At 49.3% G+C, this 14882-nt stretch carries 13 protein-coding genes and 1 pseudogene; 8 read left to right on the plus strand and 6 right to left on the minus strand.

Features of this window, described 5'->3' with window-relative positions:
* Positions 1–32: 32 nt before the first annotated feature.
* Together EPG66_RS23055 and EPG66_RS12305 are read right to left on the minus strand one after the other, a co-directional pair.
* Positions 33–230: pseudogene (locus EPG66_RS23055) on the minus strand (glyoxalase superfamily protein); the annotation flags it as partial.
* Positions 231–594: 364 nt separating this feature from the next.
* Entirely contained in the window at positions 595–1704 is a 1110-nt protein-coding gene (locus EPG66_RS12305) for an SDR family oxidoreductase (RefSeq protein WP_182687016.1), read from the minus strand.
* Positions 1705–2314: 610 nt separating this feature from the next.
* Here EPG66_RS12305 and EPG66_RS12310 point away from each other — a divergent pair.
* The 6 genes from EPG66_RS12310 to EPG66_RS12335 all read left to right on the plus strand — a co-directional run bounded on the left by EPG66_RS12310 (position 2315) and on the right by EPG66_RS12335 (position 10620).
* Positions 2315–3205 (plus strand): GNAT family protein, encoded by an 891-nt coding sequence (locus EPG66_RS12310; protein ID WP_182687018.1) that lies wholly within the window; start codon positions 2315–2317, stop codon positions 3203–3205.
* Between the two features lie 170 nt (positions 3206–3375).
* A complete protein-coding gene (locus EPG66_RS12315; protein WP_182687020.1) occupies positions 3376–4536 on the plus strand; it encodes an efflux RND transporter periplasmic adaptor subunit in 1161 nt (386 codons plus the stop codon).
* A 1-nt stretch (position 4537) separates the two neighbouring features.
* On the plus strand, positions 4538–7633 hold the full coding sequence (locus EPG66_RS12320; RefSeq protein ID WP_182687023.1) for a multidrug efflux RND transporter permease subunit: 3096 nt from the start codon (positions 4538–4540) through the stop codon (positions 7631–7633).
* A 174-nt stretch (positions 7634–7807) separates the two neighbouring features.
* Complete coding sequence (locus EPG66_RS12325) at positions 7808–8503, plus strand: response regulator (protein ID WP_129063280.1); 696 nt, start codon at positions 7808–7810, stop codon at positions 8501–8503.
* Positions 8500–9552, plus strand: coding sequence for an ATP-binding protein (locus EPG66_RS12330; protein WP_129063279.1), 1053 nt, complete (start codon positions 8500–8502; stop codon positions 9550–9552). Before EPG66_RS12325 ends, EPG66_RS12330 begins: the two co-directional genes overlap by 4 nt.
* 243 nt (positions 9553–9795) lie before the next feature.
* Positions 9796–10620 carry a GNAT family N-acetyltransferase gene (locus EPG66_RS12335; RefSeq protein WP_197974472.1) on the plus strand — a complete coding sequence of 275 codons (825 nt, stop codon included), beginning with the start codon at positions 9796–9798 and terminating at the stop codon, positions 10618–10620.
* A 106-nt stretch (positions 10621–10726) separates the two neighbouring features.
* On the opposite strand, the gene EPG66_RS12340 is transcribed toward EPG66_RS12335, so the two are convergent.
* The 4 genes from EPG66_RS12340 to EPG66_RS12355 all read right to left on the minus strand — a co-directional run bounded on the left by EPG66_RS12340 (position 10727) and on the right by EPG66_RS12355 (position 13025).
* Positions 10727–11476: a replication protein P gene (locus EPG66_RS12340; RefSeq protein WP_022624500.1), complete on the minus strand. Its 750-nt coding sequence runs from the start codon at positions 11474–11476 to the stop codon at positions 10727–10729.
* On the minus strand, positions 11473–12255 hold the full coding sequence (locus EPG66_RS23060; RefSeq protein WP_022624501.1) for a helix-turn-helix domain-containing protein: 783 nt from the start codon (positions 12253–12255) through the stop codon (positions 11473–11475). Before EPG66_RS23060 ends, EPG66_RS12340 begins: the two co-directional genes overlap by 4 nt.
* A gap of 149 nt (positions 12256–12404) precedes the next feature.
* Complete coding sequence (locus tag EPG66_RS12350) at positions 12405–12746, minus strand: hypothetical protein (RefSeq protein WP_129063277.1); 342 nt, start codon at positions 12744–12746, stop codon at positions 12405–12407.
* Between the two features lie 51 nt (positions 12747–12797).
* Positions 12798–13025 (minus strand): helix-turn-helix domain-containing protein, encoded by a 228-nt coding sequence (locus EPG66_RS12355; RefSeq protein WP_061703263.1) that lies wholly within the window; start codon positions 13023–13025, stop codon positions 12798–12800.
* Positions 13026–13102: 77 nt separating this feature from the next.
* On the opposite strand from EPG66_RS12355, the gene EPG66_RS12360 reads away from it, so the two are divergent.
* The gene (locus EPG66_RS12360) at positions 13103–13822 is read left to right on the plus strand and encodes a LexA family protein (protein WP_010670524.1); all 720 of its coding nucleotides are present in this window, start codon (positions 13103–13105) and stop codon (positions 13820–13822) included.
* 762 nt (positions 13823–14584) lie between these two features.
* On the plus strand, positions 14585–14854 hold the full coding sequence (locus tag EPG66_RS12365; protein WP_140029368.1) for a hypothetical protein: 270 nt from the start codon (positions 14585–14587) through the stop codon (positions 14852–14854).
* Positions 14855–14882 lie beyond the last annotated feature (28 nt).

Below are 14882 nucleotides of genomic sequence, written 5' to 3' on the forward strand. Positions count from 1 at the left end.
TGGCTCCCTTTTTCCGGGCGACCATAACCATATTATTTTCCATGTGACTCGTTTCTGAACAACTCAATATTCTTCATAGGGATAAATAGTGTTGCTCCAGAGGTTGCATCACCGTGATGTTGAGATAAGTGCAACTGCAAACCATCTCGACCTATGCCAGGATACAAAGGTAAATTGGGTATGAACCGGTGTTCAAATTCAACGCTGAATGGCAGAAACTCGAGATAAAACTCCCGCGCTTTCCGCTAACCGAACATTCGTAATATACAATTCATCTGCAGTTCACTGGCTTTAATTCTCTTTTTCTACCTGATCACCAGTATCGGGTCATTGAAATCACTATCCGAGCTATTTCTGCTCCTACCGTTTGGCAGTTTATAGAGCTGGTGTTGGATGAAAGGCTGAATCAGGATTTTTCCATCGGCGCTGCGGAGGTCTTTGTGGCAGGCTGGCTGGAGGTTAACCTTCTACGCGTTAACGTTGTTCGCAAACTGTGATATTTCAGGGACGCCCTGCTCATCATGAACAGGGCGACATAAATCGATCCCTGCCTCCACTTACGCTTCAGTATTTATTGCTTTTTCCGATACCTGACTATTTAAAATCGACCTGCATCAGTTCGGCAATTGTTGCGTCACGCGTTGTCAGCACACAGCGATCCAGATAATCGGTGAACCTGGAAGGCTTATTCATACCAAGCTGTAGCAGTTTAGAATTATCAAACACCACATTCAGATTTGAGAAATGGCCGTAAAGGTTCATTGCACGCAGCATGATCCGTTCGTTGCACGGGCCAAACAGATCCTTAAATGTTCTTCTGCTGTCAGAAAGCTGTTTATAGGAAACCTTTTGATAATCAACACCCAGAGCCCTGCTCCCTGATGCTTTGGCCATAGCCTCATCAATTTCTGCGAAGGTCACACTGCTCTGTGTTCCGGCAGAAATGTGAATCACTTCATTGATGACTTTTTCTGCGTCGAGCAGCATAACCAGCGCATCCGCGCAGTAATCAACCGGAACCACGTCAATACGATCGTCCAGGTCGCAGGTAAATTTGCCTAATGCCAGCGCCATCCGGAATACCCAGAAAATACTGGCAGACGGCAGACACCCCTTATCGGAGTGACCTACTACGATTGACGGCCGGGCAATGACCAGTGGCAGAGCCGGCAGCTTTTCGATCATCAGTTTTTCAATCGAGGCCTTGCTCCAAGTGTACTCGACAATATGCTGATCCCGGCTGGAGTCCAGTCCGCCCTCTGTGACCAACGAATCTGGTTCCGGCACACATGACATTGCGGTCCCCACGTGGATAAATTTCTGTAACCCTTCGACGCGGCTCATCCGTTCTGCGAACTGGAATGTGCCCTCAACATTCACTTTCCAGATAGTTGGATTGTTACCAAAAGAGGCGACAGCAGCACAGTTAATAACGTGGGTAACGTCGTTAAGCCGTGAGTCATTAATAAATTTTTCTGTTAACGTCAGGTCACCCAGAATAATATTCTCAGGTGCTATCGTGTTGATTGCTGACTCATTTAAGCCAAATTTTTTCAGGTTTGCTTTAAGTCTGTTTAACCCCTCCTCGGCGGATTCGCCTCTGACCAGCAGCAGCAGCCGGTCTTTGACCCTGTTTTGCAATAAATTTGCCACGACAGCACCGCCTAAAAAACCTGTTGAACCGGTAATAAGGATATTTTTCATGATAGTGCCATTCAATCTGGTTAATCAAAAGAAAGCATTAACAGAACGCCTTCCGAACATAAAAAACTCAATACAATAAATCAATTATTGTAATTCCATTGTTTACAGTGAGTTTAAAGATAAGTTAAGGCTTGGCGCAGGATCCCATGCTGACAATTTAATCACTTATCAGGTCGTAAACCAGACCAGTATAAAGCTGATAACTATCGCCAGGCTCAACAACAATGCAGATATTTCATTAAACTTTTTCATTTAGATTCTGTTTATATTCCATGCACAGGGAGTAATTCTTAAATATTCTTACCACCCTGCTGATTTCACAATCTGATTTGAACAATCTTTGCCATTTGGGATCAAGCTTTATTTAAATTTTTTTTCGTGAACTTATTATTAATTTAGTGATTGAATTTTTTTCTGCTCTTATTTATGGAGGTTCAGTTCAGACTGTGTGTAGAACATGTGTAGAAGCTAAACAAAGACAATTTATAGAATAAACTCCTGCATTTGTTTACCCCTTGTTTAATATTCATCAATTACACCCTTGCCTGTCATGAAATATTTCCGCACGAATTATTCAGCGGGCTCTTGTGTTTCACTTCAGGTAACAGGCATGTTTACAACATACTTAAAACTAAAAAATACCGGCTGGGAAGAATGCACGCTTTCTGCGTACGCTCAGATTTACACTGCATTCGGGGGGAGCGTGTGCACCCATCCCCGCGTTCTCGCTTATCTTTCCGAGCGTGAAGGCGTCCGTATTCAGTACTATATGAAAAGGCGAGACGGGCAACCCATTGCTGGCGTGTTTTCTGTCAATGGCTCTCTGGAATATAAAAAATCAACGCTTCCCTTTGTTTTTGATGATCTTATCCTGCCGATAAAAGCGGGTGTAAAAGTCATACTTCCTTTTAAAACCAAGCGGTTATCGCCTCATTCTCAGGGGGTGATATTTAACAGCATCCGTCACAATCTGTTTAAGAAAAAAATGGCTCACATCAAGCCCGATTTTTCCGTGAAAACCGCTAAGAAGCGTACCGGAGAGGTGCGACGATTCAGAAAAGCGGGCGGATCAATTGAGGATGTGACTTCTTTTTCCCCTGCTGAACTTTCGGCTATCTATCAGCACCTGTTCGATTTGCGGTGGCAAAACAGTCTTAAGTGCACTGACACCGGGATCCTGACTGAGACGTTCTCCATGTTCAGAGACATGATCTTTGGCAAAGTCTTATTCATTAATGACTCACCCTGCGCTTTTGATCTCAACTATAAAGTTGAGTGCCCATCATGGTATTATTTCGAGGACTTTAATGGCGGGATCGACCCGCAGTTTAAATCGATGGGGGTCGGCTCTGTTTTGCTCTGGGAGAACATCAAGCACGCCAGAGCGTTAGCCGCATCATCAGATAAAAAGTTTATTTTTTCCCTGGGTGCCTATAATCCAGGCTGGCATTACAAAAAACAGTGGTGCGATATTATGCCCTCAGGCCGTACTCTGTTCTGAAGTTGAATATATTAAGGTTCTTGCATTGTCACCCGGACTTTTGGCCGGCAATACAATCACCTTTAAATAGAAAAAATATTTTGCTTCTACACGCAATCTCAACACACCCTCAACGGTGAATAAACGCGTGTCCGGTAACATGGGTCATCACTCTTTGATACGAGAAACCTATGTTGCCCCTCAAACTGTTTTCGCTGCCTTTACTTCTGGTTTCCATAATTGCCGCGCTGACGGGCTGCGATGATAAAGCCGTTACGGAAGCGGTAGCCACTGCACCTCAGGTTGCCATTGAGGTGATTCAGCCACAGGTGTTAGCGGTCAGCGAGACGCTTCCGGGCCGCGTTAACGCGCTGCACACAGCAGAAATACGCCCGCAGGTGAGCGGTATTATTCAGCGCCGCCTGTTTGAACAGGGCGCAGAAATTAAAAAAGGGACGCCTCTTTTCCAGATCAATGCGGCACCCTTTGAAGCGGAAGTCGCCAGTGCGCAGGCCGGTTTACTGCGTGCCAAAGCCGCCAATGACAAAGCCCAGCAGCAGGCTGCCCGTCTGCGGCCACTGATGAAAACGGGCGCGGTGAGCCGTCAGAGTTTCGATGAGGCCATCGCGAATGCCCGCCAGGCGGCGGCAGATGTCGCGCAGGCCAGCGCCGCGCTCAGGCGCAAAGAGCTCGATCTGAGTTTTGCCACCGTTGAGGCCCCGATATCCGGACGTATTGATCAGGCTCTGGTTTCCGAAGGAGCGTTTGTGACAGCCAGTGATAGCACCCCGCTGGCTCGCATCTACCAGACAGACCCTATTTATGTGGACGTCCATCAACCCGCCGCGGTTTACCATCAGCTGCGCCAGCAAGCGGCGAGTCAGCAGAACACTGCGACGGGCGTGCCGGTAAAGGTGTTGTTACCTGGTGGCGCTGTCTATCACCAGCCGGGCAGGATCCTTTTCTCCGGCATTAGTGTCGATACCGCTACGGGTGACGTAATGGTGCGTATCCAGGTGAGTAACCCCGATCGCGAACTCCTTCCCGGCATGTTTGTGCGGGTAGAAATCCCCCGTCAGCACTATGACGATGCGCTGATGGTTCCCCAGCAGGCTGTCTCTCATCAGGAAGGTAATGCTGTGCTCTGGGTGGTTGACGATCGGCAACAGGCCCGCCAGATCAACGTCCGTGTCGGGGAATTAACCCATGGAGCCTATCGCATAGCCGAAGGATTACCTGCCGGCAGCCGTGTCGTCGTCCAGGGCATGGATAAGCTGAGCAATGGAATGAAAGTCGCGGCAGTGATTTCAACTGCCTTCCCTGCAAATCTGACCATGAAGGCCGGAGAGTAATATGGCTCAGTTTTTCATCAAGCGCCCGGTTTTCGCCTGGGTCGTCGCCTTGTTTATCATTCTGTTCGGGAGCATTGCGATCCCCAAACTGCCGGTGGCCCGTTATCCCTCTGTAGCACCGCCGAATGTCACCATTACCGCGACCTGGGCAGGCGCTTCGCCGCAGACGATGAACGACACGGTCGTCAGCCTGATTGAGCGCGAACTCTCCAGCGTTAAAAATCTGCTCTATTTTGAGTCATCCACAGATACCTCGGGACAGGCAACCATCACGGTCACATTTAAACCGGGCACAAATGCCGAACTGGCTCAGGTTGATGTACAGAACCGCATTAAGACGGTGGAGTCCCGCCTGCCTCAGACGGTGCGGCAGAACGGACTTCAGGTTGAATCTGCAGACACTGGCTTCCTGATGATTATCAGTCTGACCTCTAAAGCCGGTAAAACAGACAGTGAAGCGTTAAGTGACTACATGGCCAGAAACGTGGTTGAAGAGCTGCGCAGGCTGCCGGGCGTAGGACGTGTTCAGCTGTTCGGCGCGGAAAGTGCCCTGCGTGTATGGGTCGATCCGGCCAGCCTGCTTTCACTCAATCTGACAATGAATGACATTTCTGCCGCAATCACCCAGCAGAATGCACAAATCGCCCCGGGACGGGTCGGTGACGAACCCGCGCTGCCCGGGCAGATGGTCACCATCCCCTTAACGGTGGAGGGTCAGTTAACCACGCCGGAACAGTTCGGCCGCATTGTGCTGCGCGCTAATCAGGATGGGTCCAGCGTCAAACTCTCTGATGTGGCAAAAGTCGAGGCCGGCTCCCAGAGTTACAGCATGATGATGCGTGAAAATGGTCAGAACTCAACGGGTGCGGCGATTATGCTGGCGCCCGGTGCCAATGCGGTAAAGACTGCAGAGGCGGTGTCGACCCGAATGCAGGAACTGAGTCTGTCGATGCCGGAGGACATCCGGTACGCACTCCCTTTCAATACCGCACCCTTCGTAAAGCTCTCAATCGGGAAGGTGATCCACACGCTTCTCGAAGCTATGGTGCTGGTGTTCATGGTGATGTATCTGTTCTTACAGAACATCCGCTATACCTTCATACCTGCCATCGTCGCGCCGATTGCCTTATTGGGCACGCTATCCGTAATGCTGCTCGCTGGCTTCTCCGTCAATGTTCTCACGATGTTTGGAATGGTGCTCGCCATCGGCATCATCGTTGATGATGCGATTGTCGTCGTTGAAAACGTTGAGCGCATCATGCGTGAGGAAAACCTCGGCCCCCGCGAGGCAACGTCAAAAGCTATGCACGAGATAACCGGAGCCATTACCGGCATTACGCTGGTGCTAACGGCGGTCTTCATCCCCATGGGATTCGCCAGTGGTTCAGTCGGCATCATCTACCGGCAGTTTGCCCTCTCAATGGCGACCGCGATTCTGTTTTCCGCTTTGCTGGCGCTGACACTGACGCCCGCACTCTGCGCGACGCTGCTTAAAACGCCTTCCGATCACGCCCGGCGCGGATTTTTCGGCATGTTCAACCGCAGCTTTGATCGACTGACAAACCGTTATTTACGCTGGACCGCTATTATCCTGAAACGCTCTGGCCGAATGATGCTGTTATTTGTCGCGCTGTGCGCAGGAACCGGTCTGGCATTCAGTCAGCTCTCTTCTGCTTTTCTGCCAGAAGAAGATCAGGGCTACTTCATGACGGCTTTTCAGCTACCGGCGGAGGCAACGCAGCAGCGCACCATGGCGGTGGTGAAAAAATATGAAGAGGCAGTGAGTTCGCGTTCTGCCATCGCAACCAATCAATCCATCATTGGCTTTGGTTTCTCCGGTGCCGGGGCGAACACCGCACTGGCTTTCACCGTCCTGAAAGAGGGCAAAGAACGCGGCGATAACACGACACGAGGTGAAGTTGAATTTGTCGGGCACGCGATGCGCGACTCGCCGGAAGGCACCATCATGACGATGATGCCCCCGGCGATTGAGGAGCTGGGTACCTCTTCAGGCTTTACACTGAGACTCGAAGATCGTGCGAATCAGGGCTACCCAGCGCTGGAAGCCGCCCAGAGTAAACTTCTGCAACTTGCCGCTAAAAGCCATAAAGTCACGCAGGTTTACCCGGACGGTCTGCCGCCGGGAAGTACTGTCCGACTGGATATTGATCGTGAAAAAGCCAATACCATGGGCGTCTCGTTCGCCAGCATCAGTGACACCCTCTCTGCCGCGATGGGTTCACTCTATGTCAACGACTACCCCAACAACGGCCGTATGCAGCAGGTGATTATCCAGGCGGATGCAAAAGATCGTATGCAAATTGATGACATCCTCAATTTATATGTCCGAAGCAGTGAAAACCGGATGGTCGCGCTGAAGACCTTCGTTACACCGGTGTGGTCATCAGCACCTCTCCAGCAGGTCCGCTATCAGGGATATCCCGCGATGAGGCTCTCCGGCAGTGCTGCGCCGGGTGTGTCAAGTGGTGATGCTATGAAGGAGATGGAAATGCTGGCCAGACAGCTGCCGCCGGGGTTCGCGGTTGAATGGACCGGTCAATCGTTGCAGGAGCAGCAATCTGCCGCGCAGGCTCCGATGCTGATGGCACTTTCAATACTGGTAATTTTCCTGGTGTTAGCCGCGCTCTATGAAAGCTGGGCCATCCCGATTTCTGTATTAATGGTGATCCCGCTGGGTATCGCCGGTGCTGTAACAGCCGTGCTGCTGCGCGGATTGGCTGATGATGTTTTCTTTAAAGTCGGATTGATTACCGTTATTGGCCTGTCAGCCAAGAACGCCGTTCTGATCGTTGAGTTTGCCAGACAGTTACATCAGGAGGGAAAGAGCCTGCGGGAAGCAGCAATGACTGCGGCCAGAATGCGTCTGCGTCCGATTATCATGACCTCACTGGCTTTCGGACTGGGCGTCGTCCCGTTGATCATTGCTTCCGGACCTGCCAGTGAAACCCAGCATGCCATCGGCACCGGCGTTTTTGGCGGAATCATCAGCGCTACGATTCTGGCCGTTATTTTTGTTCCGCTATTTTTTGTCACTGTCATGACTCTGCGAAATAAGCTGAGAGCGAATGAAAGGTAATACTGGAAACATGCAGCCAGCGGGTATCTCGTCTGATTTATTGTTTCACAGGCCTGATATCATGATGGCAACGGCTATAAATCAATAGCGTTTATAACGCGCCCGGCGGCGGTCTTTCAGAATAAGATCTGAGCCGCCGCCTCCGGGCCGACTCAGATCGATTACAGGATAAGAATGAATAGCAGCATGATTTTAATCGTCGAAGATGATGTAGAAATAGCCGCAATATTAACCGCCTATCTGCAAAATGTCGGTTTCATGGTAAGCCATGCGGAAAACGGTGCGTTAGCATTAGCGTTTTGTGCAACATCCTCACCTGATCTGATCATACTGGATGTCCGTATGCCGGTGATGGATGGCTGGCAGGTTCTGGCCGAAGTGCGTCGACGGGGAAATACCCCGGTCATTATGCTCACGGCTAACGACGACGATGTGGATAAACTTTCCGCGCTCCGTATTGGAGCCGATGACTATGTCGTTAAGCCGTTTAATCCTGCTGAGGTGGTGGCACGGGTACAGGCGGTATTAAGACGCACCCAGGTTGTGACGCGTTCAGACGATAGTTTCTCTACCCGATCGCTTTCTATCAACCTGCAGCAGCACAGCGTTGTTGTTAAACCTGACGGGACGGATATTGCCCCACGCCTGACCACAACCGAGTTCAGGCTAATCACCCAGTTCGTGCGCGAACCCAACAGGGTTTTCAGCCGGGATGAACTGCTGGAAGCGTGCTTCCCGGAAGGTGACACGTTACCGCGAACCGTTGACAGCCATATCAGTAAATTGCGCAAGAAACTCGATGACGCGGGTGCGTCAGGATTGCTGCAGAATGTGAGAGGCTTCGGTTATCGCCTGGGAGAGAGTAAATGAAGCAACGTGGTCTTAGCGGGCAGCTGAACTGGCTTATAGTCAAAGTTACGATCTACTCTTTTTTGACCTCCTTTGCCACCTATTCACTTTACCCAACCGTTATCGGATTATTTTCAGGTCAACTGTTGCCACTCGACTTAGACATGGGGACGACCGGCGACTGGATTACCATGCTGGTGTCGACGCTGTTAACGATAGCCGTCTCGGTGTTTTTTTCTGCCCGCTTTGCGCGCCAGATGATCGTTCCGCTGGAGTCGCTGACTCACAGTGCAAAACGCGTGGCTGAAGGGGATTTAAGCGCGCGAGCCAGCGAAGGTGCTATAGAAATTGGCGAGATTAATGCGCTGGTCAAAGACTTCAACCGCATGGCGGAAACACTGGAAACCCTGTCAAATGATAGCCGGACCTGGAACGCCGCTATCGCTCATGAATTAAGAACCCCGGTGACGATATTGCGTGGGAGACTTCAGGGCTTAGCGGACGGCATATTTGCGCCCGATCATAAGCTCTTCGTTAATCTGATTCATCAGACTGATGGTCTTACGCGGTTAATTGAGGATCTCAGAACCCTGAGTCTGGCGCAGTCGGGACATCTGCATATTCACTATGAGCGCGTAAATATTAAAAGTGAGATTGAATCGTTAGCTGAACTGGTTAAGGAGGATTTCAAAGCCAGTCACCACTCACTCGTGCTGAAAGTTAATCCGGCTATCATTGAATGCGATGCCTTACGCTTCAGGCAGGTGTTGCTGGCCTTTCTGGAGAATGCCCGCCGTTATTCCATCCCGGGCGTTGTCATGATTTCCTGTGAGCAGGATGCAGCAGGCGTCGCAGTGCACATAGACGATGAAGGGCCGGGAATCGATCAGGCTTTTGCCAGAACGATATGGGATGCGTTTGTGCGCACCGATGACTCTCGTTCACGCCTGAGTGGCGGGACAGGCTTAGGTCTGGCGGTTGTCAAAGCGATTGTACTGGCGCATGGTGGAAAGGTGTCCTGCGAAAAAAACGATCTTAACGGCACCCGATTCTCTTTCTGGCTTCCTTAGACTAAAGTCAGTCATCCTGGCAGAAGGCGAATGAACTCTGCCGCAAATGTTTTCTGATAATGACGGCTAGTTGATAATGAGAAAAGTTGGTCTGCTATACGTTGCTGGCGGAAAACGAATTACGTGGTGCCCGCCTCGTGTCAAAAGCAGAAATTTAGTGGTTCTAAAAGCTCTCATAGCGTGGCCGAATTTTATCGGCCACTAAACAGATTGACGTACTGACGGCGCAACAGCCGAGTAATCATGACGTTATTCAGCGGAAAATTAATCGGTAAAACGCCACTGATAAAAGACTCACAGTACAAAGAAGTGTTTAATGATGAGGCTACCTACGGCCAGGCTGTCAGATCAAGTTCGGTTTCTGTGCTCTGTGAAAACAGTCGCCACAGTTCAGAAATTTGTCGGTTGATGAACCTTCTAAAAACCACCTTGCCGGGTTTTTTTCGTCTACAGCCAGAACGAAATGCTCTCGAGATGATCATAACCCGCATTTGTCATACCCGATTAGCTAATACATTCTTAAGGATAAAAATGGAAGAACGCATAACCCTTATACCTGTAAAAATAGCTGATGTTGCTGATTTCAAATCAGAGTTACAGAAAGCTTTCTCCGTAGCGATAGTCGATAAATTTGAAGAGCGTTCAGATGAGCCAATCCCATCCGATAAAACGCTAGACATGACAATGAATGCTACCAATGCCGTATCACTTCACATTCTTTGTAATGGTCGAAAGGTTGGAGGTGCTGTGCTGAATATTGATAATAAAACCCATCACAATTCGCTCGACCTCTTTTTCTTGATGGCTGGAGAGGAGGGACGAGGCATAGGCCTTAAAGCCTGGCATTTGATTGAGGAAGAATATCCCGAGACAGTATCCTGGCAAACACATACGCCCTATTTTGAAAAGCGTAATATCCATTTTTACGTAAACAAGTGCGGGTTCAAAATCGTTGAATTCTTCAATAAAAAACATCCCGATATTAACCATCCCGAAGATGAAGTTTTGCTTGAAGAAGACAATGATGCATTCCGTTTTGAAAAGGTTATGCGCGAGAGCGACATATAGCGACAGATGCCAGCCGGTATCCCTGCCAGGTGGTTTATCGGCGATATCAGTTACCATGACCTGAATAGAGGCACATTGCTCCTTAAATTCGCAGACAGGAGCTACATCAGCGTCGGAAACACGAGTGCTCTGATTCTGATGGCAGGACTGGTCTCAGGCCATGCTTTGAGTTTCTCTTCAGAAGCATTTTAAGTCGGCTGATATGCGCTCTCGCCCTCTCAGGACTCACAGGTACATAAATTTTTTCAAGTTGCGCGCGCGGTGGGGGTATCGATTCCCCTTCGCGAATACGACGGGACATCTTTTCAAGCTCTTTTTCGCATGCCTTACGTAACTCACCCTCAGACAGATTATGTGATGTCATCTGGCTGTAGAGGGTTGTGACCAACCAGTAATGGGTATTGGCCTGCCATGGGTACGTTTCTGGTGAGTTATACAGACCACGTCGCGCGCTGTAGCGAATGACCATGTCATACAGTGCATGTTCATCCGGCAAATCAGCAGCGGCATAGTCGCCCTTCCGGCACCAGCTAATGAACTGCCCGGGGGTTGGCCAGAACGGTGAAACGCTGGCACGCGCAAGCTTCATCCCTGCTGAAATCTGATGCCCCGAGGTAATGCCGTTTTCGATAAACGCAGCGACCCACTGACGTTTTGCTGTTGCTTCATCGCGTGGATGCTTTAACACCGTGCTGAAGGATGCGGGAAAGATAACCTTCAGACTGGCGAAGAGAGTGTCCACCAGGCGCTCTGCGTTTGAGTCAACTAAACGGCCTTCCTGCTGCTGGTCAGCCCCACTCGGGCCAAAGTGACCATTTTGCAGCTGATCGTTAAATCCGGATTCTGGCTTCGTCATAAGAAATTATTCTCCCACTCGCTGCGATCGTTCCAGTGTGGTATCCCTTTACCAGAAGGCGCTTTCTGGCCCCGCAAGGCTGCCTGTTTGTTCTGGTAGCTGAGCTTCTGGCTGGCTGTGATAAACCAGTGTCTGGGTTTCTGGTATGAGAATTCGATGTCGAGTTTTTGTAGCTCGTAGACCAGGTCCAGATGTGCGTAGAGATTTTGCCACGATGCAAAGTCTGCATGGTTAAGCTTCACGACTTTGCCCTCGAAGGCATAACGTGAAGGAAGCCATTTACCCTGACACGTCGCCCTGGCGGCGGGTGTTTTATTTATAGGTTCTATGTTGGGTTCTAATGACTGATTCTGTGTCCCGTTTTTGGGATCATTCAAAATCCCAAATTTGGGATCGTTCAAAAGCCCGTTTTTGGGATCATTCGATGGCTTAATTGAAACAGGCCCGATTTTGGGAACATTCCCGTTTTTGGGACCATTACCTTTTACTGAACCCTCCCGTTTTTGGGCACATTTAAAATCGAGGTTCAGCTTCAGGACACGCACCCGTTTTGTGGGACCTTTCCGCTCACCGGTATCGGAAAGCAGACCCTCCTCAATCATCTGATTGATCCATTTCCCGATAGTCTTTCTGTCGAGCCCTGTATCATTGACGAGCCTCATGATGCTGGGATAACAGCAGTGGTATTCGTCAGCCCGGTCAGCCAGTGAAAGGAGAAGTAGTTTTTGGGAAGCCTTGAGATTAAGACTCCAGGCCCAGTCTGTTGCTGCGCGACTCATTTAATATGTCCCTCCAAAATAAAAAATTTTAAGAAGTTTCATTGCATTCTCGCTATGTGTGCAGAGGTTAAGATCTGACTCTCGTTGCAACTCTTGTCGCTTCCCTTCCCCCCTCACACTGAATTAAGCGCAGTCCTGAAACCACCAGCTCATGGACAGGATTGTCTGTGCTGATGCTCATCGCCTTCCTCATTACAGGTTCGTTCCAGTTCATACTCAGCAAACCTGATAGCGACCTTCATCAGCCAGCGATATTGTTCCTGGGGTATTTTCATCTCCCCCTTCATCACGAAATCCTCAATACCGCTGGCAGCCAGCGTTTCCATGATTTCCGGGTATTTTTCAGTGCGTCTCAAGATGGTTGAATCAGCGACGTTGAGACGGCGGGCAACCACCGATTGACGCGTGTTAAAAAGGGCCCTTAGAGCCAGTGAATGGAGATGTCGTCCCTGAACTGATGATCCTTGCTTGCGTGTTTTTGCAGTTTCCACAATGTAACTTCCTTAGTCGGCTGTGACGCAGTGACCAAACGTCACCTTAAACTAACGTTTCAGCAAAGATATCCGGCTTTCTTCCAGTAACTTATCTGAGCAGAACTGCCCCTGAGATAACTTCTCAATAGTCATTGCATATTGAGTTCCCCCATAAAACTCTGTTTTAGGAAGTGAACCCTTGTTGAGCCACTTGTAGACCGCTCTTGGACTGATTCCACACGCTTTCGCAACTTCAGCAACTCCCACAGACTTAATTGCAAGGTTAATGAATGACATGAAAACCCCCTCAATAGTACTTTCAGTTCACTTTAATTTGAACTGACAGTTTTATCAAGTCAGTTAACATTGTACCCATGGTTCAAACAGAAACGATCCGTCAGCAGTTTGCAGCGCGGCTTACTGAAGCGCTCAACAACGCCAAATACCCGCCACATGGTCGGGGGGTAATGCTTGCTCAGCGTATGGGGGTAACATCGAAGGCTGTCAGTAAATGGCTGACTGGTGAGTCACTTCCCCGGGCTGCGATGATGAAAAACATCGCTAAAGCTCTGAACGTAGACCCACTGTGGCTGCAACATGGAGATGAGGCTAATGCTGGTGAAGAAAGGTTAGCTCATGCCCTGTTTCGCGGTAGCTTTCCGTTAATGGGCTGGGATGAGGTTATTAATGTCACGCAGTTTTTTGAGAAAGGTTTGGACAGATTCAGTTATTTCTATTCCGGCGCTGTACTGGGAGATGCCCCGGCATTCTGGCTAGTAGTTAAAGACGACTCAATGACGAGCCCCGCGGGCCCATGTGTCCCCGAGAACAGCATGATTCTTATAGACACAGGTCGCATTCCAGAAAATGGCCAATTAGTCGTTGCTAAACTTGCTTCTGCAAAAGAAGTGACTTTTAAACAGTACATTGTTGATGAGGGTATCAACAGAAAGTATCTCAAGCCATTGAATACTAATTATAAACCTGTGGAAATTGATGATTCCTGCAAGTTTATTGGTGTGGTGATAGAGTGCCGAATGAGCTTTGTTTCCCCCGATCCCGCCCAAAGCCTCAGTGTGATACCGCACACTTAAAATTAACAAAAACAATGAGATGAATCAAAACCCCGGAAAAGTACTAATTTTCTGTACTTTTGGTGTTGACCAAAATAGTACTTATAGTTCATTATTGAGTTATTAGCTGAACGGCACAGCATACTGTCGGGCGGGAGGAGTGCAGAAGCGCGAGATCCCGAAGTGGCAAAACCCACCTTCCTCTCAACAAATGAGATGGCTCTGCCCAGTGTCATTTCCTTTGTTGATGGAGGTTAGTATGAAAAAGCACAGCGTTCTGTGCCCGGTCTGTGGAATCAACTTTGATCCCAGAGCACCTGGAGTTCATATAAAAAAGCATCATAGCGCAGCATCACGCCATGAGTTAATCCTGATACGCGACGCCCGGCGTCTCTGTTTCGGGAAAAGTAAGCCCTACAAAAATAAATCACCCTGCTTACTCTGACTCATCACGACATTGACAGCTTCTCTGAAACCCTTTTCGCAGTTTAAACGAGGTGTCAGTGCGAAGGGTTTTCAATTCATTCAGAATTATGAAACGGAATACCTCTATAACTTCACTGTCAGCGAATGCCTGACAGCCTGAAGTAACGAAAGTAGTGGCATCCTGATTGTATAATTATGAGTGTGATCTGTCTGACCAAGTGCCTGATTGACTTTCCCGCCTCGTGCGGGATTTTTTTTGCCCCGGATATGTTAACCGGCCGGCCGGCCCTCAAAGCCTCTCTGTCTTAATCACTCTTTCCGTAATGCCTGAATGGCAAATCCACTCAAGGAGTAACGATGTTATATCGCGATGCTGCTGTGCGTATCAGCCAGACTGTGTTGTTGCTGTCCCGTGAACTGAGTGTTTCTGCTGATCAGATGTTTGAGTACCAGCAGGAAGGCAAAGTCACGGAAGAGCAGGCTGCGACACATATGCATAAAGTCCAGGTTGTTCTCGACGTGCTCTTCACCGAAATCCTGGATCCCATTATGACTGAGCACCCTGACTTACTGCCTGGATGTTGCTGTAGCGACGTTTCAGAGACAGACAGGGACGGCCAGTCGTGATCGCTCTCTTACCTGTCCACATGACCGC

It is taken from the genome of Pantoea pleuroti, assembly GCF_014156615.1.
In the GTDB taxonomy this organism is placed as follows: Bacteria; Pseudomonadota; Gammaproteobacteria; order Enterobacterales; family Enterobacteriaceae; genus Pantoea; species Pantoea agglomerans.

Coding starts and splice junctions, on each gene's coding strand:
- EPG66_RS12360 (WP_010670524.1), top strand. CDS start 13,103: ATGGTTCAAACAGAAACGATCCGTCAGCAGTTTGCAGCGCGGCTTACT.
- EPG66_RS12310 (WP_182687018.1), top strand. CDS start 2,315: ATGTTTACAACATACTTAAAACTAAAAAATACCGGCTGGGAAGAATGC.
- EPG66_RS12315 (WP_182687020.1), top strand. CDS start 3,376: ATGTTGCCCCTCAAACTGTTTTCGCTGCCTTTACTTCTGGTTTCCATA.
- EPG66_RS23060 (WP_022624501.1), bottom strand. CDS start 12,255: ATGAGTCGCGCAGCAACAGACTGGGCCTGGAGTCTTAATCTCAAGGCT.
- EPG66_RS12355 (WP_061703263.1), bottom strand. CDS start 13,025: ATGTCATTCATTAACCTTGCAATTAAGTCTGTGGGAGTTGCTGAAGTT.
- EPG66_RS12335 (WP_197974472.1), top strand. CDS start 9,796: ATGACGTTATTCAGCGGAAAATTAATCGGTAAAACGCCACTGATAAAA.
- EPG66_RS12320 (WP_182687023.1), top strand. CDS start 4,538: ATGGCTCAGTTTTTCATCAAGCGCCCGGTTTTCGCCTGGGTCGTCGCC.
- EPG66_RS12365 (WP_140029368.1), top strand. CDS start 14,585: ATGTTATATCGCGATGCTGCTGTGCGTATCAGCCAGACTGTGTTGTTG.
- EPG66_RS12325 (WP_129063280.1), top strand. CDS start 7,808: ATGAATAGCAGCATGATTTTAATCGTCGAAGATGATGTAGAAATAGCC.
- EPG66_RS12330 (WP_129063279.1), top strand. CDS start 8,500: ATGAAGCAACGTGGTCTTAGCGGGCAGCTGAACTGGCTTATAGTCAAA.
- EPG66_RS12340 (WP_022624500.1), bottom strand. CDS start 11,476: ATGACGAAGCCAGAATCCGGATTTAACGATCAGCTGCAAAATGGTCAC.
- EPG66_RS12305 (WP_182687016.1), bottom strand. CDS start 1,704: ATGAAAAATATCCTTATTACCGGTTCAACAGGTTTTTTAGGCGGTGCT.